Raw genomic sequence first — 25,918 nt, 5'->3', positions numbered from 1 at the left:
CAGCCTGTATGTTGCGCTTGAGGCTTTTCGCAGCCCTAAGTCCGTTTTCAGCCGCGCGAGAGCCGCTTCAGGAGCACCACCGAGGCCACCGGCCGGGCCCCCGCCTTCGCGACCCCGTCGGCGACCTCGCGGTCGGTCGAGGCGACGATCACCGGCCGGCCGGGCGGCTCGGCCCGCACCAGCTGACGGATCAGCTCGTCCGCCGTGACCCCCGGCTTGGAGAACAGCACCCGCACACCGCGCGGCGGCGCGAGAAGCACCGGCGCGACCAGCTCGGCCCCGTCGAAGACACAGGTGACCTCGGCGCCGGTCTGCGCGGCGAGCTGCGAGAGCTGCCCCAGCAGCCTCAGCCGCTGCTTCTCCAGCGGCATCTGCGGATAGCCGGTCTTGGTGACGTTGTAGCCGTCGACGACCAGATGCGCCTGCGGCAGCGCGAGCAACTGGTCGAGAATCGCCGGATCGTGCTCGGACAGCGCGCGGGCGGCGATGTCCTTGGGGGTCATCCGGCCCGGCTCCACCGCGTCCACGGTCTCCGCCGGCCGCACCGACACCGGCGGCAGCGCCAGCTCCCGGCGCAGCCCCTGGGCGGCGTCGAGGACGGTGTCCAGCAGCAGCCGCACCCGCATGTCCTCCACGCTGCGCCCCTCGCGGGCCGCCCGGCGGGCGGCCTCCAGCGCGGCCTCCGTCTCCCCCAGGCGCGCCTTGAGCCGGCGGGTCTCGCTCTCGGCGCCGGACACCTGCGCCTGCCCTTCGGCCCGCGCGGCCTCCAGCGCGCCCCGCGCCTTGCGCAACGCGGCCTCACCGCGCTTGACGTCGCTGTGCGCGGCCCGCAGCCTGCGGTGCAGCGACTCGGCTTCCTTCCGGACGGCGTCCAGCTCGGCGCGCAGCCGCTCGGTGTCGGCCCGGTTCTGCTCACGGGCCGCCGCCAGCTCGGCGCGCAGCCGTTCCAGCTCGGCCCGGCTCTCCTCGTCGGCGCGCTCGGCGTCCGCCCGCTGGGCCTCCTCGCCCGCGGCGGCGACCAGCTTCACCCAGCCCGGCGGGCGCAGCACGTAGGCCGCGGCCGCCACGTCGAGCGGGTCCGCGGCCGGGGGCGGCGAGCCGGAGTCGAGGGCGGCCGACAGCTCCGGCTGGGCCTCCTTGAACTTGTCGCCGACGCGCTGGCGGAACAGCGGATCGGTCTCGAGCGCGGCCGCCATAGCGTTGCCGGCGAACTTCGCCCGGCGGCTGGGCGTGAACCGGGCGTACTGCCGCAGCTGCGCGGGCAGTTCCCCGAACGTCAGTGCCCCGAAGGAGTCGGAGACGATCTGGACGACCCGGCGGCGCACTCCGTCGGGCAGGGGACGGTCGAGCACCTCGGCGGCGCCGTCGCCCGGCCCCCCGCCTTGTGTCTCCGCCATCCGTCACCCCAATGCCTCAATGCCTCGATACCCCGCGGCCTCCCGCGGGGGTCGCCCGTACGGGCCCGTTCCACTCAGGAGCCGGCGCCCGGCCTGTCCACGAGTTCCACCTGGTCCACGGCGTTGCACCAGCGGCAACGCACTGACTCGATCGTCTCACTGACCACCTCGCGCTCCTCGACCTGCGGCTCTCCGGCCAGGTCCAGGTGCACGTACTCGACAACCTTCGACGAGCGGGTCACGTCGAAACGGGTGAGATTGCCGCACAAGGTGCAGCGCCACCGCGTCGTGGCGGTCGGCAGGGGAACCGTCATCGTGACTGTTCGCTTCCTTCTGTGGTCCGTGACGCGCCAGTTTCCCTGGGCGTGTGGCACGTAACCCTACGGCCTGGCGGGGACTCGGCGCCGGTCCATCCACGGCGGCGAGGCGGTCTGTGCGGTTGCGTCCCCTTACGCCATGCTCTGTACACATGATCGGCAACAGGTACACGGTGACCGCCCGGACGATCGAGGCGGCCAGGGCGGTACGGAGCATGCAGGCGCCGGTGACGTGCGCCCTGATCGTCCTGTGCTGCCTGATCTTCGTGACCGGCCCGGCCTCGGGTCTCAATCCCTCCTACGGCACCGGGGACGCGCTGCTGCTCGCCCAGCGGGCCTACTTCCGGCGGTGGGGCGTGATCCCCGCCGACTTGTTCACCGGCTCACCGCGAGCCGCCCTCACTCCCGCGACGGCCCTGTTCGTGCACGGCAGCTGGGTGCATCTGCTCGGCAACATGCTCTTCCTCTACGTCTTCGGGGCGATGACAGAGGAGCGCATGGGCCGCGTCCGGTTCACGTTGTTCTACGTCGGCTGCGGTTACCTGGCCCTGGTGGGCTACGCGGCCGCCAACGCCGCCTCCGGGCAGAGCCTGGTGGGAGCCTCGGGCGCGATCTCGGCGGTCCTCGGCGCGTTTCTCCTTCTGTTCCCCAGCGCCCGGGTGACCAGTCTCTTCCCGTTCCTGTTCTTCCTGCCGCTGCGTTTTCCCGCGTGGGTGGTACTGCCCTTCTGGGCGGCCCTCCAGTGGCTGGCCGCGGGACGCGCCGCCGAGGGACCGCAGGTCGCCTACCTGGCCCATGTGGTGGGCTTCGCCCTGGGCTTCGCCTGCGCGTGGGCCTGGTCCGGCCGGAAGACTAGAGTGAAGCCCGCCCCTGCTCCGGCCCCCGAGGGAGAGAACCAACCGTGATCACCGCGATCGTCCTCATCAAGACCAGCGTGGACCGGATCCCCGAGATCGCCGAGCAGATCGCCTCACTGGACTCGGTCAGCGAGGTCTTCTCCGTCACCGGCACGTACGACCTGATCGCCATGGTCCGGGTGCGGCAGCACGAGGACCTCGCGGAGGTCATCCCGGGGCGGATCAGCAAGATCCCGGGCGTCGAGGGGACGGACACGCACGTGGCCTTCCGCACGTACTCGCAGCACGACCTGGAGGCGGCGTTCGCCATCGGCCTGGACTCCTGACCGGCGCGAGCGCCGGACCACGACGAACGCCTGACCACCACGGACGCCCGGAGTCTCCGGACGTCCGACCGCACCGGGCTCCTCAGCGCCCGGGGCTCCTGAGCGGGCGGATCACACCGCGGGGACGCAGCGGCCGTCCTCCGTGCGGTACGTCCACTTCGCGCCCTCGCGGACCAGTTCCCGCACCGCGGCCACGAAGCGGTCCACATGCTCGTCGGGCGTGCCCGCGCCGAAGCTCACCCGGATGGCGTTGAGGGACTTCTCGCCCGGGGCGGCCTCGGGCGCGCCGCACTCGCCCTGGCTCTGCGGATCGCCGCCCAGCAGCGTGCGGACCAGGGGGTGGGCGCAGAAGAGGCCGTCGCGGACGCCGATGCCGTACTCGGCGGAGAGGGCGGCGGCGAAGTGGGAGCTGTTCCAGCCCGCCACGACGAAGGAGATCACGCCGACCCGCGGGGCGTCGTCGCCGAACAGGGACAGGACCCTGACCTCGGGCACCTCGGCCAGACCGGCCCGCACCTTGCGGATCAGGTACCGCTCGCGCGCGACGAGGTCGTCGAAGCCGGCCTCGGTCAGCGCCGCACAGGCCGAGGCGACGGCGTAGGCGCCGATGACGTTCGGGGAGCCGGCCTCGTGACGGGCGGCCGACTCGTGCCAGCGCACGTCCACGGCACCGTCGGCGCGCCGCGCCACCGTGCGGCTGGCGCCGCCGCCCGCGAGGTACGGCTCGGCCTCGCGCAGCCAGTCGGCACGACCGGCCAGGACGCCTGAGCCGAAGGGCGCGTACAGCTTGTGACCGGAGAAGGCGACCCAGTCGACGTCGAGGTCGCGGACGGACACCGGGTGGTGCGGGGCGAGCTGGGCGGCGTCCAGGACGATCCGGGCGCCGTGCGCGTGGGCGGCGGCGGCCAGTTCCCGTACGGGCCACAGTTCGCCGGTGACGTTGGAGGCGCCGGTGACGCACACCAGGGCCGGGCCGTGGGGGTCGCGGTCGGCGAGGGCCCTCTCCAGGGTTGCCACCGCGCGCTCCGGGGTGCGCGGGGCGTCGAGGTACGTCACCCGCGCGTCCCGCCACGGCAGCAGCGAGGCGTGGTGCTCGGTCTCGAAGACGAAGACCTGGCAGTCCGTGGGCAGCGCGCGGGCGAGCAGGTTGAGGGAGTCGGTGGTGGACCGGGTGAACACCACCTGGTCCTCCGCACGGCAGTCCAGGAACTCCGCGACCGTCCCGCGGGCGTTCTCGAACAGGTCGGTGGAGAGCTGGGAGAGGTAGCCGGCGCCTCGGTGGACGCTGCCGTAGTAGGGCGCGTACGCGGCGACGTCGTCCCAGACCCGCTGGAGGGCGGGCGCGCTGGCCGCGTAGTCGAGCGCCGCGTAGGTGACCTCCCCGCCTGTGACGAGGGGGACGGTGACGTCGCGGCCCAGCACGGGCAGCGGCTCCGGGATGTCACGGCGAACGGACTGGTCGGCGGGAACGGTGGGCACGGACGTGGACACGGACATGGGTGAACTCCCGTGGAAGCAGGCGGCATCGCCACGCGAGCGGACACGGCTCAAGCGTGGAGAAGGGTGAAAGGGGGATGCGGAGGCGGGGCTCTACGCCCTAACGCATTCGCTTGCTCACGGAAGGCTCCCTCGTACGACCAGGACCCCTGGTGATGCGAGGGGTCCGCGCTTGCCGTAGGCCTCGCTGCCTACGGCCTGGTCCTCACCCGGGGCACCCCGCCACGGACGGAGGGTTGCCGGACAGCCGGCCGGGGCCACATGGCTGTCACTCATGACCTGGTTCAGCATCCTGCCACACGGTCTTCCACGCGCAAGGCGCAGTCCGGATCGTGGACTGCGCCCTGCGAGGGGAAACGTGAGTATCAGGCGTTGCTGGCGGCCACCCAGCGCTCCAGCGTGCGCTTGGCGGACCCGGAGTCGATCGACTCCGCCGCGCGGTCCATGCCCGCCCGGATCTGCTCGGCGAGGGTGCCCGGTCCCGGCTGCAACGCCACCAGCGCCGCCGCGGAGTTCAGCAGGACGGCATCCCGTACGGGCCCCTCCTCGCCGTCCAGCAGGCGCCGGGCCACCTCGGCGTTGTACGAGGCGTCCCCGCCCCGCAGCGCCTCCACGGGCACCAGCTCGATGCCGACGTCCCGCGGGTCGAAGCGCTCCTGGGTCACCTCCCCGTCCCGGACGATCCAGACCTGGGAGGTGGCGGTCGTGGTGAGCTCGTCGAGGCCGTCGTCTCCCCGGAAGACCAGGGAGGAGTGGCCGCGTTCGGCGAAGACGCCGGCGACGACCGGTGCCATGCGCGGGTCAGCGACCCCGACGGCCTGTGCCCGAACCCTGGCCGGGTTGGTCAGCGGGCCGAGCACGTTGAACACCGTGCGGATGGCCAACTGGCCGCGGGCGGCGCCCACGTGGCGCAGCGCCGGATGGAACTTGACCGCGAAGCAGAAGGTGATGCCCGCCTCCTGCGCCACCTCGGCGACCCGCCGCGGCGTCAGCTCCAGATTGACGCCGAGCTTTCCCAGCACGTCCGAGGCCCCGGAGGCGGAGGACGCGGCCCGGTTGCCGTGCTTGACGACGCTGGCGCCGGTGCCGGCCACGACGATCGAGGACATGGTGGAGATGTTCACGGTCTTCGCGCCGTCGCCGCCGGTGCCGACGATGTCGACGGTCGCGCCGGGCACCTCGATCACGTTGGCGTGCTCGTACATGGTGCGGACCAGGCCGGTGATCTCCTCCACCGTCTCGCCCTTGGCCCGCAGGGCCACCACGAACCCGGCGATCTGCGCGTCGGTCGCCTCGCCGCGCATGATCAGGTCCATCGCCCAGGCGGTCTCGTCGGCGGTGAGGTCACGGCCGTCCAGCAGGCCGTTCAGCAGGGCGGGCCAGGAGCGGCCCGCCGCGGTGTCGCCTCCAGCGGGGGTCACAGCGTTCATATGCCGCTCCTGGGTCGGTGTCCCGTACTGCGGGGACGCGAGTCTCGAACAGGTCCACCCTATCCAGCCCCGGACACCGCGAAGGGCCCTGTCCGAAGATCGGACGGGGCCCTTCGACCGTGGCGTGGCGACGCTCAGCGGTCAGTGATCAGTGGTGGCCGTGGCCGCTCGTGATCTCCCTGTACTCCTCGACGGTCGGCTTCGGGATCTGGTTGTCCTCGCCGTAGTACGCGTTGCTGAGCTTGGCGCGGAGCTTCTCCGAGCCCTTGATCTTGCGCTCGACACCGTTCTCGTCGACCGCCGGACCGATCTCGGCCGGCTCGTACTGGTCGTGCGCCGTGAGCGTGAAGAGCTGCTCCTGGCTCAGCGGCTCGTGCACCTCGATGAACTCACCGTGCGGCAGGCGCTTGATGATGCCGGTCTCGCGGCCGTGCAGCACCTTGTCCTTGTCGCGGCGCTGGAGGCCGAGGCAGATCCGCTTGGTGGCGACGAACGCGATGACCGGTCCGACGAAGAAGCCGATCCGGACGAACCAGGTGACCGCGTTGATCGACAGGTGGAAGTGCGTGGCCCACAGGTCGTTGCCGCCGCCGACCAGCGTGATCATGTACATCGTGATCCAGGCGACACCGAACGCGGTACGCGTCGGGGCGTTGCGCGGGCGGTCCAGGATGTGGTGCTCGCGCTTGTCGCCGGTGATCCAGGACTCGATGAACGGGTACATCGCCAGCGCAGCCAGCACCAGGCCGAAGAGGACCAGCGGGATGAACACGCCCAGGACGAGCGTGTGGCCCCAGAAGTTGACCTCCCAGCCCGGCATGAAGCGGACCAGACCCTCGGCGAAGCCCATGTACCAGTCGGGCTGGGCGCCGGTGGACACCTGGTCCGGACGGTACGGGCCGATCACCCAGATCGCGTTGATCTCCACGATGGCCGCGATGACCGCGAGGACACCGAAGACCAGGAAGAAGAAGCCGCCGGCCTTGGCCATGTACACCGGCAGCAGCGGCATGCCCACGACGTTCTTGTTGCTCTTGCCGGGACCCGCGAACTGCGTGTGCTTGTGGTAGAAGACCAGGATCAGGTGGGCGACCACCAGGCCCAGCATGATGCCGGGCAGCAGCAGGATGTGGATCGAGTAGAACCGCGCCACGAAGTCGTGGCCGGGGAACTCGCCGCCGAAGAGGAAGTACGAGATGTACGTGCCGACGATCGGCATGGACAGGATCGCACCCTCGGTGAAGCGGACACCGGTGCCGGAGAGCAGGTCGTCCGGGAGCGAGTAACCGGTGAAACCGGTGAACATGCCCAGGGCGAACAGCAGGAAGCCGAACAGCCAGTTGATCTCACGCGGCTTGCGGAACGCGCCGGTGAAGAACACGCGCATCATGTGCACGAACATGCCGGCGAGGAAGATCAACGCGGCCCAGTGGTGGATCTGCCGGATGAGCAGACCACCGCGCACCTCGAAGGAGATGTGCATGGTCGAGTTGAACGCCTCGGACACCAGCTGACCCTGCAGCGGGACGTAGGCGCCGTTGTACACCACCTCGTTCATCGAGGGGTGGAAGAACAGCGTCAGGTACACACCCGTGAGGATGATGATGATGAAGCTGTACAGGCAGACTTCGCCCAACATGAACGACCAGTGGTCGGGGAAGATCTTGCGCATGTTGGCCTTGGCCAGGGAGTAGATCCCCAGCCGGCCGTCGGCCCAGTCGGCGATCCGCTCGCCGGCCGGTGCCTTCCCGCGAGACCCGCGGGACTCGTTGGCTGCTGATGTACTCATCCGCGCTCCCAGAATGCAGGACCGACGGGCTCCTCGAAGTCGCCGAGCGCCTGGAGGTAACCCTCGCTGTCCACGCCGATGCGCAGCTGCGGCAGAGCGTGGCCGGCGGGGCCGAAGATCACTCGGGCACCGTCGGAGAGGTCGAAGGTGGACTGGTGGCACGGGCACAGGGCGTGGTGCGTCTGCTGCTCGTACAGGGAGATCGGGCAGCCCACGTGGGTGCAGATCTTCGAGAAGGCGACGATGCCCTCGTGTCCCCAGTCGAGTTCGCGCTTGTCCTTGATGTCGCCCGGCTCGAGCCGGATGATCATCAGTGCGGCCTTGGCGATCTCGTTGGCGAAGTCCTCGTCCGTCTCCTTGAGACCGCCGGGCATCGCGAAGCTGAGCGAGCCGACCGAGACGTCCTCGGGACGCAGCGGAAGGTTGGTGTTCATGTTGACGAGGCGCTTGCCCTTGGCCCACAGCGTGTGGCGCATGCTGGTTCCGGGCAGCGGGCCCAGGTCGCGCAGCAGCATGACGCCGGACAGCGGCACCAGCGTGAGCGCGCCGAGCATCGTGTTGCGGATCAGCTTGCGACGGCCGATCGCCGACTCCTTGGCGCCCTGCTTGAAGTCCGCGTGGACCTTCGCACGGACCTCGGGGGGCGCCTCGATCGGGTGACGCTCGTCGGCGACCTCGGCGTCGGACATCAGGGTGCGGGCCCAGTGGACCGCGCCCGCGCCGATCGCGAACAGCGCCACGCCCAGCGTGAGGCCGAGCGCGAAGTTCAGCGCGTTGATGTGCCCGAGCGGGAAGACGAAGATCGACTTGTCGTGCGGGATCGTCACGTACGAGGCGATGAAGCCGATGGTGGCCAGCATCGACACCGTGAACATCAGGGCGACGGCGCGTTCGGACCGCTTGGCGGCCCGCTCGTCGATGTCCTGGATGCGGTGCTCGTGGGGCGGCAGTCCCGGGTCGGCGAACGGAGCCCGCTCGTCCGCCACGGAGACCGCGCCGCGCCCGTGGGCTGCCTGCTCTGCGGGCAGGTTCTCTTCAGGAATGTCTTGGCTACTCATGACTTCTTGGCCTTTGCGGTCCGAGCGGCGACCCAGACGGCGACCGCGACAAGGGCACCCAGCCCGAAGATCCAGGCGAACAGACCCTCGGTGACCGGTCCGAGGCCACCCAGGTCCATACCGCCCGGGGTCGTGGTCTCGTCACCGTTGACCGCGTCGAGGTACGCGATGATGTCCTTCTTGTTCTTCTCCGGCAGCAGCGTGTCGGGGAAGGAAGGCATGTTCTGCGGGCCGGTCTGCATGGCCTCGTAGATGTGCTTGTTGCTCACACCCGTGAGGTCCGGGGCGTACTTGCCGTGCGTCAGCGCACCGCCCTTGCCGGTGAAGTTGTGGCACTGGGCGCAGTTGGTGCGGAACAGCTCACCGCCCTTGGCGGCGTCCGCGCCCTCGGGGCTGTACTGGTTCGCCGTCGGCACGTTGGGGCCGGCGCCCAGGGACGCGATGTACGCGGCGAGCTGGTCGATCTCGGCCTGGTTGTAGATCACCTTCTTGCGCGGGATCTGCGCGCCCGGCTGCTGGGCTGGCATACGGCCGGTGCCCACCTGGAAGTCGACCGCCGCGGCGCCCACGCCCGCCAGGCTGGGACCGTCAGTGGTGCCCTGCCCACCGGTGCCGTGGCAGCTTGCGCAGCCGACCAGATAGAGCTTCCTGCCCTCCTCGATGGTGAGGGACTGGGCGGTGTCCTCGGCCTTCGCCTTGCTCGCGGGCGCGAACGCGGTGTACAGCCCCCCAGTGGCCGCCAGCGCGAAGAGTAGGACGACGACCGCCGCCAGCGGATGGCGTCGTCGTGCGGAGAGCTTTTTCACGGATTACCCCGGTGTCAGGATCTTCTGCGTCGATGCTTTGCGGACTTGGATCGGTTCGTCGGCTACTTGATCAGGTAGATCGTGGCGAAGAGTCCGATCCAGACGACATCGACGAAGTGCCAGTAGTAGGACACGACGATGGCCGCGGTCGCCTGCTCGTGGGTGAACCTCCGGGCCGCGTAGGTGCGGCCGAGGACCAGCAGGAAGGCGATGAGACCGCCCGTCACGTGCAGCCCGTGGAAGCCGGTGGTCAGGTAGAACACCGAGCCGTACGGGTCGGAGGACAGCGAGATGCCGTCCTTCTTCACCAGCTCGGTGTACTCGAAGATCTGACCGCCGATGAAGATCGCACCCATGATGAAGGTGACGATGAACCAGCCCCGGAGCTTCTTCACGTCACCGCGCTCGGCTGCGAACACGCCGAGCTGGCAGGTGAGCGAGGAGAGCACCAGGATCGTGGTGTTCACCGACGAGAAGGGGACGTTGAGAGCGCCCGCCATCTCCTTCCAGTGCGCCGGACCCGTCACCGATCGCAGGGTGAAGTACATCGCGAAGAGGGCCGCGAAGAACATCAGCTCGGAACTCAGCCAGATGATGGTTCCGACGCTGGTGAGGTTCGGTCGGTTGACCGACGGGTGCGCGTGCCCGGTTTCTACTGTCGTTGCTGTCGCCACGCCGACATTATGTCGGTCGCTTATCCCGCCCTCACCCCGGGGGGTGCCGTTCGGAGTGTCCCGGGGGTGTGCTGTGCCCGTACAGCTCACCGAAGGGCTGTTCCAACCGCTGTCTACCAGGAGTTGAAGGGGGTAGCATCCGCGCCATCGGTACCCGGAAGTTCCCGACAGTTCCCGACGGGGTTCTCCCCGACCAACGACGCGGAGGAACAATGCAGGCGACCGCCACGGTGCTGGTCTACAGCGACGACGCCAACACCCGGGAGCAGGTGCGGCTGGCCTGCGGCCGGCGGCCGGCTCCGGACGCCCCCGTGGTGGAGTTCCTGGAGTGCGCCACGCCCGCCGCGGTCCTCACGGAGCTGGACCGGGGCGGCATCGACGTCTGTGTCCTGGACGGCGAGGCCGTGCCCATGGGCGGCATGGGCATGTGCCGGCAGATCAAGGACGAGGTCTTCAACTGCCCTCCGGTGCTGCTGCTCATCGGACGGCCGCAGGACGCGTGGCTGGCCACGTGGAGCCGGGCGGACGCGGCGGTCACCCTCCCGATGGAGCCGGTGGAGTTCGCGGCCGCGCTGGCGTCCCTGCTGCGCAAGAAGGCGCTGAGCGGCGTCTGAGCCCCCCGGGGCGAGGCCGGGCGGGCTGCGGCCCGCGTCCTGCGCGACCACGGGCCGCCCTGCGCCCCCTCGCCCCGCTCACACGCTCTGCGGGCTCAGCCGCGGCTTGTTCTGCGCCCCGACGCCGCCCTCGTCGGAGGCGATGGCGCTGCCCTGGAGCCACTTCTGCCAGGGCATGTTCCAGTCGCCGAAGCCGTTGTCGAACAGCTCCATGTCCCCGCCGGCCGAGTTGACCACCTGGACCAGGTCGCCCTCGTGGATGGTGTTGAAGAACCAGGAGGCGTTGGGGGTGCTCATGCCGGTGCAGCCGTGGCTGACGTTGGCCGCGCCCTGCGAGCCGACGGACCACGGGGCGGCGTGGACGTACTCGCCGCTCCAGGTGACACGGGTGGCGTAGTACACGGGCAGGTCGTACGAGTCCTTGGAGCCCTCGGCGATGCCGACGGTGGAGCTCTTCATCCGTACGAAGTACTGCTTGGCGAGGACGACCTTGATCCCGTTGCGGGTCGCGAAGCCGGGCTTGCCGGTGGTGATGGGGATCTCCTTGATCTTCTCATCGTTCCGGTAGACCGTCATCAGGTGCTTGGCGGCGTCCGTGAGCGCGACGATCCGGTCACCCGTGGTGATCTTCAGCGGCTTGGCCGCGCCGCCCCGCAACCGGTCGCTGATCTTGATGTTCTCCAGGTTGCTGTGCGCCTCGACGGTGGCGTTGGCGGGCCAGTAGTCCTGCGGGCGGTAGTGGAGCTCCTTGTCGCTGACCCAGTACCAGGAGCCCTGCACGGAGGGCTTGGAGTCGACCCTGAGACCGCGCTCCACGATGGCCCGCTGGGCCTTGTCCTTGACGGGCTGGTCGAGTTCGGCCGTGATGGGCTGCCCGACGCCGTAGGTGCCCGCCTCCGGGCCGAACGTGACGTTCAGGCGCTGCTGACCCTCGGGCTTGTCCGTGTCGAACATGAGGACCTTGCGGCCGGGTTTTCCGGCTTCGTCCTCGGTGCTCACGCGGACCGTGTAGTGGGTGCCGGCGGCGAGCGGTGAGGTGCTGTGCCATCGGCTTCCGTCGGCGGCCAGTTCGCCGGAGACGTGGCGCCCCGTGGCGTCCATGGCCGTGACGTCCGTGATCCGCCCGTCCGCACCCTGAGCGGTGACTTCCAGGGGCTTGTCCGGGTCTGCCTTCTTCCCGGCCTCCTTGGGCCCGCTGAAGGAGATCTGGTCCGCCGCGTCGTACGGGTAGGCGGCCAGCGGGTTGCCGTCCGACCCGCAGGCGGTGGCACTCGCGCCGAGGGCGGCGACCAGCAGGGCGGCTCCCGCTCCACGGGAAATCACAGTGGTGGTCATGGCCCTCACGCTAGGGAGCTTCGTCACCTCCGGCACGGTGGATCACCCATCCGAGGGAATCGCTCGGCCAAAAGAGGGAGTCCGGACTCTCCAGGTGGAGAGTCCGGACTCCCTGGTGTTCAGCGGTGTCCCGCGAGGGTCACTGGGTGCGGTTCTCGCCGCGGTAGTACTCGAAGACCCAGCCCCATACGGAGATCATGATGATGGGCGCCGCGAAGTAGACGAGCCACCAGCCGACCGCGATGCCGAGGAAGGCCAGCGCGCCGCCGATGCCGAGGCCGAGCGGCTGCCAGCTGTGCGGGCTGAAGAAGCCCAGCTCGCCGGCGTCGTCGGCGACATCCGCCTCCTTGTTGTCCTGGGCGCCCACGTCGACCCGCTGGGCCGTGAAGCCCAGGTAGAAGCCGATCATGATGGACAGGCCGAAGGCCATGAAGAGCGCCGTCGTGCCGACCGCTTCCTTCGACCACACGCCGTAGACGATGGCGGTGACGAGCAGGAAGACGCTCAGCCACATGAACATCTTGCCCTGGATCTTCACTTGCCGGCCTCCTTGCCGCCAGCGAGGGCCTTCTCGCCGTGACCGGCGTTCTCGAGCTGGTCGAGCGCGGCGATCTCGGGGTGGTGCAGGTCGAACGCCGGGGATTCGCTGCGGATCCGCGGCAGGGTGAGGAAGTTGTGCCGCGGCGGCGGGCAGGAGGTCGCCCACTCCAGGGAGCGGCCGTAGCCCCACGGGTCGTCGACGCCGACCGGCTTGCCGTACTTGGCGGTCTTCCAGACGTTGTAGAAGAACGGCAGGACCGACAGGCCGAGCACGAACGAGAAGATCGTCGACACCGTGTTCAGCGCGGTGAAGCCGTCGGCCGCCAGGTAGTCGGCGTACCGGCGCGGCATGCCCTCCACGCCCAGCCAGTGCTGGATCAGGAAGGTGCCGTGGAAGCCGATGAACAGCAGCCAGAAGGTGATCTTGCCGAGGCGCTCGTCGAGCATCTTGCCGGTGAACTTCGGCCACCAGAAGTGGAATCCGGCGAACATCGCGAACACCACGGTGCCGAAGACGACGTAGTGGAAGTGCGCCACCACGAAGTACGAGTCCGAGATGTGGAAGTCCAGCGGCGGCGCGGCCAGGATCACACCGGTCAGACCACCGAAGACGAAGGTGATCAGGAAGCCGGTCGCCCACAGCATCGGCGTCTCGAAGGAGAGACTTCCCTTCCACATGGTGCCGACCCAGTTGAAGAACTTCACACCGGTCGGGACCGCGATCAGGAAGGTCATGAACGAGAAGAACGGCAGCAGCACGCCACCCGTGACGTACATGTGGTGCGCCCACACCGTCACCGACAGACCGGCGATGGCGATGGTCGCGCCGATCAGGCCCATGTAACCGAACATCGGCTTGCGGGCGAAGACCGGGATGATCTCACTGACGATGCCGAAGAACGGCAGCGCGATGATGTACACCTCGGGATGCCCGAAGAACCAGAACAGGTGCTGCCACAGCAACGCACCGCCGTTGGCCGCGTCGAAGACGTGGGCACCGAACTTGCGGTCCGCCTCGAGGGCGAACAGGGCCGCCGCCAGGACCGGGAAGGCCAGCAGGACCAGCACCGCGGTCAGCAGCACGTTCCAGGTGAAGATCGGCATGCGGAACATGGTCATGCCCGGCGCGCGCATGCAGATGATCGTGGTGATGAAGTTGACCGAGCCGAGGATGGTGCCGAAGCCGGAGAAGGCCAGACCCATGATCCACAGGTCACCGCCAAGCCCCGGCGAGTGCACCGCGTCCGACAGCGGGGCGTACGCGAACCAGCCGAAGTCGGCCGCGCCCTGCGGGGTGAGGAAACCGCCCACCGCGATCAGCGAGCCGAACAGGTAGAGCCAGTAGGCGAACATGTTCAGCCGCGGGAAGGCCACGTCCGGGGCGCCGATCTGCAGCGGCATGATCCAGTTCGTGAAGCCCGCGAACAGCGGCGTCGCGAACATCAGCAGCATGATCGTGCCGTGCATCGTGAACGCCTGGTTGAACTGCTCGTTCGACATGATCTGCAGGCCCGGACGGGCCAGCTCGGCGCGCATGAGGAGCGCCATCACGCCGCCGATGCAGAAGAACGCGAACGACGTCGCCAGGTACAGCGTTCCGATCGTCTTGTGGTCGGTGGTCGTCAGCCACTTCACCGCGAGATTGCCCGGTTGCCTGCGCCGGACCGGCAGCTCGCTCTCGTAAGAGTCCTCAGCTGCCGCGGCACCCTGAGGTTCGTTGAGGATGCTCACAGCTTGTTCGTCTCCCGGTTCTTCTCGTGGCTCGTCTGCGCGATGCCTGCGGGAACGTAACCGGTCTGCCCCTTCTTGGCGAGGTCCTTGAGGTGCTGCTCATAGCGCTCGGGCGAGACGACCTTCACGTTGAACAGCATCCGGGAGTGGTCCTGGCCGCACAGCTCGGCGCACTTGCCCCGGAAGGTGCCCTCCATGGTGGGGGTCACCTGGAAGGAGTTGGTGTGGCCGGGGATGACGTCCTGCTTCATCAGGAACGGCAGCACCCAGAACGAGTGGATGACGTCGCGCGAGGTGAGGATGAAGCGGACGGTCTTGCCCTTGGGCAGCCACATGGTGGGGCCGGGGTTGCCGTTCTGCGGGTTCCGCGTCCCCGGGATGCCGTAGTCGTAGACGCCGCCGGCGTTCGCCGGGAAGTCCGCCTTGAACCGGTCCGGAATCGCGTTCAGGTTCTTGTCGGTCTTCGCGTCGCCCGACGAACCGGCGACCGGCTCGATGTAGTTGAAGGCCCAGCTCCACTGGTAGCCGACGACGTTCACCGTGACGTCCGGCTTCTTGGAGAGGTCCAGGAGCTTGGACTCGTCACGGGCCGTGAAGTAGAAGAGCACCGAGACGATGACAAGGGGGACCACCGTGTACAGCGCCTCGATGGGCATGTTGTACCGGGTCTGCGGAGGAACCTCCACCTTGGTGCGGCTGCGCCGGTGGAAGAAAGCACTCCACAGGATCAGACCCCACACCAGGCAGCCGACGGCGAGCGCGGCCGCCCAGGACCCCTGCCACAGCGAGAGGATCCGGGGAGCCTCCTCCGTGGTCGGGGTGGGCATACCCAGCCGGGGAAAGTCCTTGTATGTGCAACCGGTCGCGGTCGCCAGGACCAGGCCCGCAGTCAGTGCCTGCAGCAGCTTCCGCCGCATCGGGCGCCGCGGCGAGCGGTCGGAGCCGTTGGGACTCACGTAGCGCCTTCCCGAGAGTCTCGCCCGCGCTGTTCGGCTGCGGCCTTCTCGCTGGTCGGTCGCGGCCCTGCGTCGGGCAGGGGTTTGGATGTTTATGCGGACCAAACCCTACTGGACGCCTTCGGGCGGGTCGCGGGGAGGGTGCCATACGCGCGGCGGGTCGCTCCGAAGGGGTGGGATACCCCTGCGTGGACCGGTTTGTGAGGGGGCTTCGGGGCGCCCGATGAGGAGCGTATGCACCCTTTGTCGTGACTGGATGTCCCCGGCAGCGCTTAGCGTTGACGTGTGGCCTACTTCGACGCTGCTTCCAGTGCTCCCCTTCATCCCGTCGCCCGGCAGGCGCTGCTGGCCGCCCTCGACGAGGGGTGGGCCGACCCCGCTCGCCTCCACCGCGAGGGCCGCCGGGCCCGGTTGCTGCTGGACGCGTCCCGGGAGGCGGCCGCGGAGGCGGTGGGCTGCCGGGCCGACGAGCTGACGTTCACCTCGTCCGGGACGCGTGCCGTGCACAGCGGGATCGCGGGGGCGCTGGCGGGTCGCCGCCGGGTCGGACGCCACCTGATCGTGTCAGAGGTCGAACACTCTTCGGTGCTCCACTCCGCCGAGGCGCACGAGGCGGACGGCGGGTCGGTCACGCGGGTGCCGGTCGACCGGCGGGGCCGGGTGGCCGTGGGCTCGTACGAGGCGGTGCTGCGGGAGGACACCGCGCTGGCCTGCCTCCAGTCGGCCAACCACGAGGTGGGCACCGAGCAGCCGGTCGCCGAGGTGGCCTCGGTGTGCCGGGCGGCTGGCGTCCCGCTGCTGGTGGACGCGGCGCAGTCGCTGGCCTGGGGCCCGGTCGGCGGCGACTGGTCGCTGCTGACGGCGAGCGCCCACAAGTGGGGCGGGCCGTCCGGGACCGGGCTGCTCGTCGTGCGCAAGGGGGTGCGGTTCGCGCCGCGCGGGCCGGTGGACGAGCGGGAGTCGGGCCGGGCGGCCGGGTTCGAGAACATCCCGGCGATCGTCGCGGCGGCGGCCGCGCTGCGGGCGGTACGGGCGGAGGCGGCCGAGGAGGCGGTACGGCTGCGGGAGTTGACGGAGCGCATCCGGGCGCGGGTGCCGCGACTGGTACCGGACGTGGAGGTCGTGGGCGATCCGGTCCGCCGTCTGCCGGGCGTCGTCACCTTCTCCTGCCTCTATGTCGACGGGGAGACATTGCTGCACGAACTGGACCGCGAGGGCTTCTCCGTCTCCTCCGGTTCGTCCTGCACGAGCAGCACGCTGACGCCGAGCCATGTCCTGAAGGCGATGGGCGTGCTGAGCGAGGGCAATGTGCGGGTGTCGCTGCCGTCCGGGACTCCGGAGGAGGAGGTCGAGCGGTTCCTGGCCGTCCTGCCGGGCGCGGTGGCGGGGGTGCGGGAGAAGCTCGGCGCGCCGGCCGCGGCGGCACCGGCCGCCGTGCGGGAGGACGCGCTGGTCGTGGACGCCCTCGGCAGGCGCTGCCCGATCCCGGTGATCGAGCTGGCCAAGGTCTTCGGGGACGTGCCGGTCGGCGGCACGGTGCGCGTCCTGTCCGACGACGAGGCGGCGCGGCTGGACATTCCGGCGTGGTGCGAGATGCGCGGGCAGGAGTACGTGGGCGAGGAGCCGGCGGACGAGGGCTCGGCCTACGTCGTCCGCCGGGTCTCCTAGGGTCTCGTCAGGCGAGGTGGGTGCGGACCTCGCGGGCCGCGTCGTCGCCGTAGGCCTTGGTGAAGCGCTCCATGAAGTGGCCGCGGCGGAGCTGGTACTCCTGGGTGCCCACGGTCTCGATCACCAGCGTGGCCAGCATGCAGCCGACCTGGGCGGCGCGCTCCTGGGAGACGCCCCAGGCGAGGCCGGAGAGGAACCCGGCGCGGAAGGCGTCGCCGACGCCCGTCGGGTCGGCCTTGCGCTCCTCGTCCGGGCAGCCGACCTCGACCGGGTCGGCGCCGGCGCGCTCGATGCGGACGCCGCGCGAGCCGAGGGTGGTGACCCGGTGGCCGACGCGGTCGAGGATCTCGGCGTCGCTCCAGCCGGTCTTGGACTCGATGAGGCCCTTCTCGTACTCGTTGGAGAACAGGTACGTCGCCCCGTCCAGCAGTATCCGGATCTCGTCGCCGTTCATCCGGGCGATCTGCTGGGAGAAGTCGGCGGCGAACGGGATGCTGCGCGAGCGGCACTCCTCGGTGTGCCGGAGCATCGCCTCCGGGTCGTCCGCGCCGATCAGGACCAGGTCGAGACCGCCGACACGGTCGGCGACGGTCTTGAGCTCGATGAGGCGGGCCTCGCTCATCGCGCCCGTGTAGAAGGAGCCGATCTGGTTGTGGTCGGCGTCGGTGGTGCACACGAAGCGGGCGGTGTGCAGGGTCTCGGAGATGCGGACCGAGGAGGTGTCGACGCCGTGCCGGTCCAGCCAGGCCCGGTACTCGCCGAAGTCGGGTCCGGCGGCGCCGACCAGGACCGGCCGGGTGCCGAGCTGGCCCATGCCGAAGGCGATGTTGGCGCCGACTCCGCCGCGCCGGACGTCCAGCTGGTCGACCAGGAAGGAGAGCGAGACCGTGTGCAGCTGATCCGCGACGAGCTGGTCGGCGAATCGGCCGGGGAAGGTCATGAGGTGGTCGGTGGCGATGGAGCCGGTGACTGCGATGCGCACGGCGTGGACGCTCCTGGAGTCAGGGGGGATTGACAGTTCACGCTACCCGCTCCTGCGGTCGCTGCCCACGCCGCCGCTCGCCGCGCCGGGGCCGCGCCCGCCATATCCCCACGGATGCCCTCTTGCTGACGACACCCGACCGGGCCGGCGTTCCACCGCCCGCGCCCCGACCGGTGTACGGCCGTGACCCGACCGGCGTACGGCAGGGAACCGCGCGCTCCCCCGCCGCGTCCCATCGCCGTCCCCCACCCGGGGGATGCGGGCTACGACGTGGAACAGCACCTGTGCAGGCGAAGGAGCGATGCGGTGAACACCGAGCGACCCGACCACGACAACGAGTCCCCGGACACCGCCGAGGAATCCCGGACCCGGGGAAAGGAGCCCGGGCCGGAGGCCCCGGCCCCGGAGACCCGGTCAGACGCCCGGCCCGGGCCCGAGGCCCAGGCCGGGACCGGGACCCGCTCCGCGCCCGGGGAACGGTCGGAGCCCGACACGGAGGCTGACACCGAGGCCGGGACCGGGGCCGGGCCCGAGTCGGAGGCCGGGCCCGAGTCCGGGACTCAATCCGAGCTCAAGGGCCCGTCCGCGTCCGAGGACGGGGCCGGGTCCTCATCCGGAGCCGGGTCTGAACCCAGGTCCGAGGACAAGGCCAGTCCCGGGGCCGACGCGGGGGCCCAGGTTCGGACCGAGTCCGGAGGCGAAGCCGGGTCCGGTTCCGGCGTCCGATCCAAGCCCGAGGCTCAAGCCCAGCCCGCGAACGAGGCCGACCCGAAGGACCAGACCGGACCCGAGGCCGAAGCGCGGCCGGCGGCCCAGGCTGACACCGGAGGCGAAGCCGGGACCGGCCAGTCCAAGCCCGTAGCTCACACCCAGCCCGCAGACGAGGCCGACCCCAAGAACCAGACCGGACCCGAGGCCGAAGCGCGGCCGGCGGCCCAGGCTGACACCGGAGGCGAAGCCGGGACCGGCCAGTCCAAGCCCGAAGCTCACACCCGGCCCGCAGACGAGGCCGACCCCAAGAACCAGAACGGACCCGAAGCCGAAGCGGGACGCGAGGCCGGGGCCGAGTCCGGGCAGGAGGTCCGGGCCGGTTTCGGCGTCGGGTCCCGGCCCGCGGGGCGCACTGAGCCTGAGGTCGAGGCCCGGGCCGAGTCGGTGGGCGAAGCCCGGGCCGGGTCGGCGGGTGGGGTCCCGGAGGGGATCCCGCAGGATTCGGAGGGCTTGGTGGGCTCGGGTGAGGCCCCCCGGGTTCCGGTGACTCCGAAAGCTCCGCAGGTCCAGGAGGTCTCGCAGGCGGTCGGCGGTCCGGATGCCCCGCAGGGCGCCGACGGCCCCGGAACCCCGCCGATTCCGCGAGTTCCGGATGTCACCGGGGCCCCGGACGGTGAGGGGCGAGCCGGGGGCAGGCGGGGGCGGTCGCCTGTGGTGATCGCGTCGGTGGCCGCCGCCGTGTTGCTGGTGGGCGGGGGCGGGGCTGTGCTCGCCGCCGATCCCGGGGGGCATACGGCGGCGTCCGGCGGGCACGGCGCGCCGCGGCCGCTCGTCCTCGACGGCTACACCGCCCCCGGCTCCGGCGGTACGAACGGAATCGCCCCCGGTGAGCCCAACCCGTACGGCACGACGTACCGGGTCGCCGGCCCGCTGCCCGACGGCCCCGGCTCGGCGCCGGTGTACCGGGCGCGGGGCGAGGTCACCCGGGACGAGGTGGCCCGGCTCGCCGAGGCGCTCGGCGTCGACGGGACGCCGGTGGCCGACGCCGAGGCGTGGCGGGTCGGGTCCGGGAAGGACGGTTCCGGGCCGGCCCTCCGTGTCGAGCGGAAGGCGCCGGGCGCCTGGACGTTCAGCCGGATCGCGCCGGGCTCCGACGACTGCAAGGGCGCCCTGTGCATGCACCACCCGGCGGACCCGTCCGCCGACCCGGTGAACACGGCGGCGGCGCTGAAGGCGGCGGCTCCGGTGCTCAAGGCCCTGGGGCAGGACGACGCCAAGGCGGACGCGACCCAGACCATGGGTGACCTCCGGGTCGTCAACGCCGATCCACGGATCGGCGGGCTGCCCACGTACGGCTGGACGACCGGCCTGAACATCGACCGGCAGGGCGATGTGGTCGGAGGCAGCGGTCAGCTCAAGGCGCCGGTGAAGGGCGACACCTACCCCGTGCTGAGCGCGCGCAAGACGCTTGACCTGATGAACAGGGTCCCCCGGGCCGGCCACCGCATGGGCATCGGCGGCTGCGCCACTCCCGTACCGCACAAGGACCGCCTGGAGGCACCGTGCGGGGAGGCGGACTCTCCCGCCCCGGACAACGCCGTCACCATCGGCAAGGCCGTCTTCGGTCTGGCCGCGCACTCCTCCGGGGGACAGCAGACGCTCGTCCCGTCCTGGCTGTTCGCGGTGAAGGCGCCGGCCGGGCAGGACGCCGGTTCCACGGTGGCGTACCCGGCCGTCGAACCGGAGTACCTGACCTCGACCCCGCCGCCCTCCGGGCAGCCGCAGCGGACGAGTCCGGCGCCGAGGGGCTCGGACGGCGCCCCGGCCACGCACACCGTGACGGTGACCGGCTACCGCACCGAGGGCGAGGAGCTGACCGTCCGCTTCGAGGGCGGGGTGTGCGCCGACTACCGGGCGTCGGTGCGGGAGAGCTCCGGCCGGGTGACGGTCACGGTGACCGAGACCGCGTGGCCGGACACGGTCTGCATCATGATCGCCGAGGAGTACCAGCGCACCGTGCACCTGGACCGGCCGCTCGGCGACCGCGAGGTGGTCGGCCCGGACGGGCAGGCGATCCCTCTGGAGCGGCCGGGAGCGCGGCTGCCGGAGTCGCCCTCGCTCGCCCGCTGACGCCTTCGGGAGAACAGGAAGAAACAGGGAGAACAGGAAGGCGGCGGACCCGTGAACGGGTCCGCCGCCTTTCGTGTCCTACCGTGCGCGGATCAGCTGAAGGAGTCGCCGCAGGCGCAGGAACCGGTCGCGTTCGGGTTGTCGATCGTGAAGCCCTGCTTCTCGATGGTGTCCACGAAGTCGATGGTGGCGCCGCCCAGGTAGGGGGCGCTCATGCGGTCGGTGACGACCTTGACCCCGTCGAAGTCCTTCTCCACGTCGCCGTCGAGGGAACGCTCGTCGAAGAAGAGCTGGTAGCGCAGGCCGGAGCAGCCGCCGGGCTGGACGGCGACACGCAGGGCGAGATCGTCACGGCCTTCCTGGTCGAGCAGGGCCTTGACCTTGGACGCGGCGGCGTCGGTCAGGATGATGCCGTCGGTGACGGTGGTGGTCTCGTCCGATACGGACATCTACATCTCTCCCGGGTTGTACGGAGACTGCTTGCCGACGAGTGCAACCGGCAAGGCCGCGGAATCATTCCGGGCCGGGCGCGTGCTTTTTCTCTTCTCCAGGCTCGTCCTCTTCATGCTCGCACACGAGTGGGAATGCGGACCTGATGCCGGGATTCACGTCACATGGACACTATGAACATCGTCAAAGTGACGTGAAGCGGCTATGATATATAGCGTCAGTTCGACGAAAAGTAGAAAGGGTGCGTGTCGTGACCACCGCCCAGACCCAGGACCTCGACGTCCAGCCGACCCCGCTCGCCCTCCTGCTCCTCGGCCGCGAGGCCGACCCGAGGAGCGAGCGCGGCGTCGAGTGCCCCGGTGACCTGCCCTCCCCGTCCGACCCGGACCTGGTGGCCCGGGCCCGCGCGGCCAAGGAGAAGCTCGGCAGCAAGGTCTTCGTGCTCGGCCACCACTACCAGCGCGACGAGGTCATCCAGTTCGCCGACGTCACGGGCGACTCCTTCAAGCTGGCCCGGGAGGCGGCCGCGCGCCCGGAGGCGGAGTACATCGTGTTCTGCGGTGTGCACTTCATGGCCGAGTCCGCCGACATCCTGACGTCCGACGAGCAGAAGGTGGTCCTGCCGGACCTGGCGGCCGGCTGCTCCATGGCCGACATGGCCACGGCCGAGCAGGTCGCCGAGTGCTGGGACGTGCTCACCGAGGCCGGGATCGCCGACCAGGTCGTCCCGGTGTCGTACATGAACTCCTCCGCCGACATCAAGGCCTTCACGGGCAAGCACGGCGGCACGATCTGCACGTCGTCGAACGCCGAGCGGGCGCTGGAGTGGGCCTTCCAGCAGGGGGAGCCTTCAACAACAAAGGTCCTGTTCCTGCCCGACCAGCACCTGGGCCGGAACACGGCCGTACGGGACATGGGCATGTCGCTCGACGACTGCGTCGTCTACAACCCGCACAAGCCGAACGGCGGGCTCACCGCCGAGGAGCTGCGGGCGGCGAAGATGATTCTGTGGCGGGGCCACTGCTCGGTGCACGGCCGCTTCAGCCTGGACTCGGTGAACGACGTCCGCGAGCGGATCCCCGAGGTGAACGTGCTGGTGCACCCCGAGTGCAGGCACGAGGTCGTGGCCGCGGCGGACTACGTCGGGTCGACCGAGTACATCATCAACAAGCTCGACGCCGCGCCGGCCGGCTCCAAGTGGGCCATCGGCACGGAGCTGAACCTGGTACGCAGGCTGGCGAACCGTTACGCCTCCGAGGACAAGGAGATCGTCTTCCTCGACAAGACGGTCTGCTTCTGCTCCACGATGAACCGCATCGACCTGCCCCACCTGGTCTGGGCCCTGGAGTCCCTCGCCGAGGGCAACCTGGTCAACCGCATCCAGGTGGACAAGGAGACGGAAGGCCACGCCAAGCTCGCCCTGGAGCGCATGCTGGCGCTGCCGTAGCGGCTCCGGCCACCGCACGGCGTTCGCGAGACGGGAAAGGCCCGGTCCACTCCAAGTGGACCGGGCCTTCGCCGTTGTTCGCGCGGTGTGCTTACACGCCGGCGGTTTCCAGCGCCTTCTCCTCCGCCGTGGCCCGCTTCGCCGCGCGCTTCTCAGCCCGGCGCTCCTTGCGGAGTTCCAGCATGGCGTAGAGCGTCGGGACCAGGAGCAGGGTCAGCAGGGTGGAGGTGATCAGACCGCCGATCACGACCACGGCCAGCGGCTGGGCGATGAAGCCGCCCTGGCCGGTGATGCCCAGGGCCATCGGGAGCAGGGCGAAGATCGTGGCCAGGGCCGTCATGAGGATCGGGCGCAGACGGTGGCGGCCGCCTTCCACCACGGCCTCGACGATTCCGTAGCCCTGCTCGCGGTACTGGTTGACGAGGTCGATCAGCACGATCGCGTTGGTCACCACGATGCCGATCAGCATCAGCATGCCGATCATCGCCGGGACGCCCATCGGCGTGCCCGTGAGGATCAGCAGGCCGAGCGCGCCGGTGGCCGCGAACGGGATGGAGACCAGCAGGATCAGCGGCTGGGCCAGCGAGCGGAAGGTCGCGACCAGCAGCATGAAGACGATCGCGATCGCCGCCAGCATGGCCAGGCCCAGGTTCTTGAAGGCGTCGCTCTGGTTCGAGGTGACGCCCCCGATCTCGGCCGTCGCGCCCGCGGGCAGCTTCAGTGCGTCGATCTTGGACTGGAGGTCCGCGCTGACCGCGCCGGTGTTGTCACCGGTCGGCTTGGCCGTGATCGTGGCGGCGCGCTGACCGTCGATCCGGGTCATCGACACCGGTCCGTCGACCAGCTTGACGGTCGCGATGTCGCCGAGCTTCACGGGGCCGAGCCGCAGGTTCTTCAGCTCGTCCAGGGTCGTCGCCGGCTTCGCCGACCGGATGACGACGTTCCGCTCGGTGTCGTCCAGCATCGCCTTGGCCGCGTTGGTGCCCTTGACCGCCCGGGCGACGGCCATGCCGAGGCTCTCGTCGGTGAAGCCGGCCGCCGCCGCCTTGTCGTTGGCCCGCACCGAGATGCGCGGCACGCTCTGCGACAGGTCGCTGGTGACGTCGGTGACGTCCTTCAGCCCGGCGACCGCCTTGCGGACCTGCTCGGAGGCCTGACGCAGCGCGTCGGAGTCGCCCGCCTTGACGACCACCTTCAGGTCCTGGTCGCCGAAGCCGCTGCCGGCCGCGATCGTGGTGGTGCCGATGCCGGACAGCTTGTGCAGGCGGTCCTCGATGTGGGTGCGCACGTCGTCGGCGGACGCGGAGTCCTCGATCATCACCTGGTAGGAGGCCCGGTTGGTGTCCGTACCGCCACCGAAGGCCGCCATGAAGCCGGAGGAGCCGATCGTGACCTGGTAGTCCTTGACCCCGTCGACCTCGGCGAGCTCGTGCTCGACCTTGCGGGCCGCCGCGTCCGTCGCCGCCAGGCTGGTGCCCGGCTTCAGCTGCTGCTTGATGCTGAGGACCTTCTGGTCGCCGTCGTCGAAGAAGTTCGTCTTCAGCAGCGGGGTCATGCCGAAGGTGACGAACAGGACGACGACCGCGATCAGGACACTGGTCAGCCGCCGCCGGGTGGCGAAGCGCAGGACGGGGACGTAGAGGCGCTGGAGGCGGCTGGCGGCCTCCTTCTCCTCGGCCTGGCGGCGGGCCTCCTCGGCCTGGGCGGGCGTGCCCTTCGGCGGGCGCAGGAACCAGTACGACAGCACCGGCACGACGGTCAGCGACACCAGCAGCGAGGCCAGCAGGGCCGCGGTGACGGTGAGGCTGAACGGTCCGAACAGCTCGCCCACCATGCCGCCAACCAGGCCGATCGGCAGGAACACGGCGACCGTGGTGAGCGTGGAGGAGGTCACCGCGCCGGCCACCTCGCGCACCGCGGTGAGGATGGCCTCGCGGCGCTCCTCGCCGTAGCCGAGGTGGCGCTTGATGTTCTCCAGGACCACGATCGAGTCGTCGACGACCCGGCCGATGGCGATGGTCAGCGCGCCCAGCGTCAGCATGTTCAGCGACAGGTCGCGGGTCCACAGCACGATCAGCGCGAGGACCACGGAGAGCGGGATCGACACCGCCGTCACGAGCGTGGAGCGGACCGAGGCCAGGAAGGCCAGGATGACCAGGACCGCGAAGAGCAGGCCGAGCGCGCCCTCGGTGGTCAGGCCCTCGATGGCCTTGGCCACGGCCGGTCCCTGGTCGCTGACCACGGTGATCTTCGCCCCGGAGCCGAGCGCGTCGCGCAGGGCGGGCAGCTTGTCCTCGACGGCGTTCGAGATGGCGACCGCGCTGCCGTCGTGGTCCATGGTGACGACGACGGAGAGGCTGGGCCTGCCGTTCGTGCGGGTGATGGAGTCGCTCTTGGCCGGCTCCTGCTTGACGGTGGCGACGTCGCCGAGCCGGACCGGCTTCTTCGCGCCCGCGCCCTCGCCGGCCACCATCAGGTCCTGGATCTGCTTCAGCGAGGTGAAGCCGCCGCCGACCTGGACGGTGCGGTTGGCGCCGTCCTCGTCGAAGGAACCGGCCGGAAGGGTGGCGCCGCCCGCCTGGAGGGCCTGGCTCAGGGCGGCGGAGCCGAGGCCGGCCGCGGCGAGCTTCTTGTCGTCCGGGGTGACGGTGACCTGGAGGTCCCGTACGCCGTTGACGGTGACCTGGCCCACGCCGTCGATGTTCTTCAGCTCCGGTACGACCGTCTTGCCGAGCTGGTCGGCCAGGGCCTGCTGGTCCTTGTCGGAGGTGACGGCGAGGACGACGGTGGGCATGTCGTCGGTGGAACCGGCCACCACCTGCGGCTCGACATCGCTCGGAAGCTGGGCGCGGGCCCGGTTGACGGCCTGCTGGACGTCGGCGACGAGCTGCTTGGTGTTGTTGCCGTAGTCGAAGGACGCCATGAGCACGGCGTTGCCCTCGCTGGCCGTGGAGGTGACGCCGGTGATGCCGTCGACGGCCTTGATGCTGTTCTCGAGGGGCTCGACGACCTGCTTCTCGACGACGTCCGGGGACGCGCCCTGGTAGGGCGCCAGCACGGACACGATGGGAAGCTCGATGCTGGGCAGGAGCTGCTGCTTGAGCTGGGGTATCGCGATCGCCCCGAAGACGAGCGCGACGATCGACATCAGTCCGATCAGGGCCCGTTGCGCGAGGCTGAATCTGGACAGCCAGGACATGGGT

General features: G+C 70.1%; 21 protein-coding genes and 1 riboswitch. Of the genes, 6 read left to right on the top strand and 15 right to left on the bottom strand.

Annotated features, from left to right (window positions below; translation table 11 throughout):
- Positions 1-47: 47 nt before the first annotated feature.
- On the bottom strand, positions 48-1,397 hold the full coding sequence (locus CG719_RS32630; RefSeq protein ID WP_100572307.1) for an NYN domain-containing protein: 1,350 nt from the start codon (positions 1,395-1,397) through the stop codon (positions 48-50).
- Positions 1,398-1,471: 74 nt separating this feature from the next.
- Positions 1,472-1,711 (bottom strand): hypothetical protein, encoded by a 240-nt coding sequence (locus CG719_RS32625; protein ID WP_100572306.1) that lies wholly within the window; start codon positions 1,709-1,711, stop codon positions 1,472-1,474.
- A gap of 155 nt (positions 1,712-1,866) precedes the next feature.
- Here CG719_RS32625 and CG719_RS32620 point away from each other — a divergent pair, with 155 nt between their 5' ends.
- Both CG719_RS32620 and CG719_RS32615 read left to right on the top strand, forming a co-directional pair.
- Positions 1,867-2,619 (top strand): rhomboid family intramembrane serine protease, encoded by a 753-nt coding sequence (locus CG719_RS32620; protein ID WP_100572305.1) that lies wholly within the window; start codon positions 1,867-1,869, stop codon positions 2,617-2,619.
- On the top strand, positions 2,616-2,897 hold the full coding sequence (locus CG719_RS32615; protein WP_100572304.1) for an Lrp/AsnC family transcriptional regulator: 282 nt from the start codon (positions 2,616-2,618) through the stop codon (positions 2,895-2,897). The genes CG719_RS32620 and CG719_RS32615 overlap by 4 nt, the downstream gene beginning before the upstream one ends.
- 111 nt (positions 2,898-3,008) lie before the next feature.
- Here the strand turns inward: CG719_RS32615 and CG719_RS32610 are convergent, their stop codons facing one another.
- The 6 genes from CG719_RS32610 to ctaE form a co-directional block, all read right to left on the bottom strand.
- Positions 3,009-4,394 carry an aminotransferase class V-fold PLP-dependent enzyme gene (locus tag CG719_RS32610; RefSeq protein ID WP_234375874.1) on the bottom strand — a complete coding sequence of 462 codons (1,386 nt, stop codon included), beginning with the start codon at positions 4,392-4,394 and terminating at the stop codon, positions 3,009-3,011.
- A gap of 163 nt (positions 4,395-4,557) precedes the next feature.
- Positions 4,558-4,674: riboswitch (SAM riboswitch) on the bottom strand.
- Positions 4,675-4,759: 85 nt separating this feature from the next.
- Positions 4,760-5,824, bottom strand: a complete 1,065-nt coding sequence (gene trpD, locus CG719_RS32605; protein ID WP_100572303.1) for an anthranilate phosphoribosyltransferase — start codon at positions 5,822-5,824, stop codon at positions 4,760-4,762.
- 148 nt (positions 5,825-5,972) lie between these two features.
- The gene (qcrB, locus tag CG719_RS32600; protein WP_100572302.1) at positions 5,973-7,613 is read right to left on the bottom strand and encodes a cytochrome bc1 complex cytochrome b subunit; all 1,641 of its coding nucleotides are present in this window, start codon (positions 7,611-7,613) and stop codon (positions 5,973-5,975) included.
- The gene (gene qcrA / locus CG719_RS32595) at positions 7,610-8,671 is read right to left on the bottom strand and encodes a cytochrome bc1 complex Rieske iron-sulfur subunit (protein ID WP_100572301.1); all 1,062 of its coding nucleotides are present in this window, start codon (positions 8,669-8,671) and stop codon (positions 7,610-7,612) included. The genes qcrB and qcrA overlap by 4 nt, the downstream gene beginning before the upstream one ends.
- Positions 8,668-9,477 carry a cytochrome bc1 complex diheme cytochrome c subunit gene (gene qcrC / locus CG719_RS32590; RefSeq protein WP_100572300.1) on the bottom strand — a complete coding sequence of 270 codons (810 nt, stop codon included), beginning with the start codon at positions 9,475-9,477 and terminating at the stop codon, positions 8,668-8,670. The genes qcrA and qcrC overlap by 4 nt, the downstream gene beginning before the upstream one ends.
- A gap of 62 nt (positions 9,478-9,539) precedes the next feature.
- The gene (gene ctaE, locus CG719_RS32585; RefSeq protein ID WP_100572299.1) at positions 9,540-10,151 is read right to left on the bottom strand and encodes an aa3-type cytochrome oxidase subunit III; all 612 of its coding nucleotides are present in this window, start codon (positions 10,149-10,151) and stop codon (positions 9,540-9,542) included.
- Between the two features lie 212 nt (positions 10,152-10,363).
- Here ctaE and CG719_RS32580 point away from each other — a divergent pair, with 212 nt between their 5' ends.
- Positions 10,364-10,765, top strand: a complete 402-nt coding sequence (locus tag CG719_RS32580) for a response regulator transcription factor (RefSeq protein WP_100572298.1) — start codon at positions 10,364-10,366, stop codon at positions 10,763-10,765.
- Positions 10,766-10,843: 78 nt separating this feature from the next.
- Here CG719_RS32580 and CG719_RS32575 read toward each other — a convergent pair whose 3' ends face one another.
- From CG719_RS32575 to ctaC, 4 genes are all read right to left on the bottom strand, one after another.
- Entirely contained in the window at positions 10,844-12,100 is a 1,257-nt protein-coding gene (locus tag CG719_RS32575) for a L,D-transpeptidase (protein WP_100572297.1), read from the bottom strand.
- A gap of 139 nt (positions 12,101-12,239) precedes the next feature.
- Positions 12,240-12,638: a cytochrome c oxidase subunit 4 gene (locus tag CG719_RS32570; RefSeq protein WP_100572296.1), complete on the bottom strand. Its 399-nt coding sequence runs from the start codon at positions 12,636-12,638 to the stop codon at positions 12,240-12,242.
- A complete protein-coding gene (gene ctaD, locus CG719_RS32565) occupies positions 12,635-14,371 on the bottom strand; it encodes an aa3-type cytochrome oxidase subunit I (protein WP_100572295.1) in 1,737 nt (578 codons plus the stop codon). Before ctaD ends, CG719_RS32570 begins: the two co-directional genes overlap by 4 nt.
- Positions 14,368-15,327 (bottom strand): aa3-type cytochrome oxidase subunit II, encoded by a 960-nt coding sequence (gene ctaC / locus CG719_RS32560; protein ID WP_100572294.1) that lies wholly within the window; start codon positions 15,325-15,327, stop codon positions 14,368-14,370. The genes ctaD and ctaC overlap by 4 nt, the downstream gene beginning before the upstream one ends.
- Positions 15,328-15,612: 285 nt before the next feature.
- On the opposite strand from ctaC, the gene CG719_RS32555 reads away from it, so the two are divergent.
- Positions 15,613-16,995, top strand: coding sequence for a cysteine desulfurase/sulfurtransferase TusA family protein (locus CG719_RS32555; protein ID WP_100572293.1), 1,383 nt, complete (start codon positions 15,613-15,615; stop codon positions 16,993-16,995).
- 7 nt (positions 16,996-17,002) lie between these two features.
- Here the strand turns inward: CG719_RS32555 and CG719_RS32550 are convergent, their stop codons facing one another.
- The gene (locus CG719_RS32550) at positions 17,003-17,977 is read right to left on the bottom strand and encodes a carbohydrate kinase family protein (RefSeq protein ID WP_100572292.1); all 975 of its coding nucleotides are present in this window, start codon (positions 17,975-17,977) and stop codon (positions 17,003-17,005) included.
- 1,422 nt (positions 17,978-19,399) lie between these two features.
- Between CG719_RS32550 and CG719_RS32545 the strand changes: the two genes are divergently transcribed.
- Positions 19,400-20,818 carry a hypothetical protein gene (locus tag CG719_RS32545; protein WP_324839256.1) on the top strand — a complete coding sequence of 473 codons (1,419 nt, stop codon included), beginning with the start codon at positions 19,400-19,402 and terminating at the stop codon, positions 20,816-20,818.
- Between the two features lie 92 nt (positions 20,819-20,910).
- Here CG719_RS32545 and erpA read toward each other — a convergent pair whose 3' ends face one another.
- Positions 20,911-21,267 (bottom strand): iron-sulfur cluster insertion protein ErpA, encoded by a 357-nt coding sequence (gene erpA, locus CG719_RS32540; protein WP_100572291.1) that lies wholly within the window; start codon positions 21,265-21,267, stop codon positions 20,911-20,913.
- A 242-nt stretch (positions 21,268-21,509) separates the two neighbouring features.
- On the opposite strand from erpA, the gene nadA reads away from it, so the two are divergent.
- Positions 21,510-22,715, top strand: coding sequence for a quinolinate synthase NadA (gene nadA, locus CG719_RS32535; RefSeq protein ID WP_100572290.1), 1,206 nt, complete (start codon positions 21,510-21,512; stop codon positions 22,713-22,715).
- Between the two features lie 91 nt (positions 22,716-22,806).
- On the opposite strand, the gene CG719_RS32530 is transcribed toward nadA, so the two are convergent.
- The gene (locus tag CG719_RS32530; RefSeq protein ID WP_100572289.1) at positions 22,807-25,914 is read right to left on the bottom strand and encodes an efflux RND transporter permease subunit; all 3,108 of its coding nucleotides are present in this window, start codon (positions 25,912-25,914) and stop codon (positions 22,807-22,809) included.
- Between the last annotated feature and the right edge of the window lie 4 nt (positions 25,915-25,918).

The sequence above is a fragment of the Streptomyces sp. CB01373 genome (genome assembly GCF_002803075.1).
In the GTDB taxonomy this organism is placed as follows: domain Bacteria; phylum Actinomycetota; class Actinomycetes; order Streptomycetales; family Streptomycetaceae; genus Streptomyces.
The sequence above is the reverse complement of the archived record's forward strand: the minus strand, read 5'-3'. Positions and strand labels throughout refer to the sequence as shown.

Coding starts and splice junctions, on each gene's coding strand:
- CG719_RS32530 (WP_100572289.1), bottom strand. CDS start 25,914: ATGTCCTGGCTGTCCAGATTCAGCCTCGCGCAACGGGCCCTGATCGGA.
- CG719_RS32625 (WP_100572306.1), bottom strand. CDS start 1,711: ATGACGGTTCCCCTGCCGACCGCCACGACGCGGTGGCGCTGCACCTTG.
- qcrA (WP_100572301.1), bottom strand. CDS start 8,671: ATGAGTAGCCAAGACATTCCTGAAGAGAACCTGCCCGCAGAGCAGGCA.
- qcrB (WP_100572302.1), bottom strand. CDS start 7,613: ATGAGTACATCAGCAGCCAACGAGTCCCGCGGGTCTCGCGGGAAGGCA.
- trpD (WP_100572303.1), bottom strand. CDS start 5,824: ATGAACGCTGTGACCCCCGCTGGAGGCGACACCGCGGCGGGCCGCTCC.
- CG719_RS32620 (WP_100572305.1), top strand. CDS start 1,867: ATGATCGGCAACAGGTACACGGTGACCGCCCGGACGATCGAGGCGGCC.
- erpA (WP_100572291.1), bottom strand. CDS start 21,267: ATGTCCGTATCGGACGAGACCACCACCGTCACCGACGGCATCATCCTG.
- CG719_RS32575 (WP_100572297.1), bottom strand. CDS start 12,100: ATGACCACCACTGTGATTTCCCGTGGAGCGGGAGCCGCCCTGCTGGTC.
- CG719_RS32610 (WP_234375874.1), bottom strand. CDS start 4,394: ATGTCCGTGTCCACGTCCGTGCCCACCGTTCCCGCCGACCAGTCCGTT.
- CG719_RS32580 (WP_100572298.1), top strand. CDS start 10,364: ATGCAGGCGACCGCCACGGTGCTGGTCTACAGCGACGACGCCAACACC.
- CG719_RS32630 (WP_100572307.1), bottom strand. CDS start 1,397: ATGGCGGAGACACAAGGCGGGGGGCCGGGCGACGGCGCCGCCGAGGTG.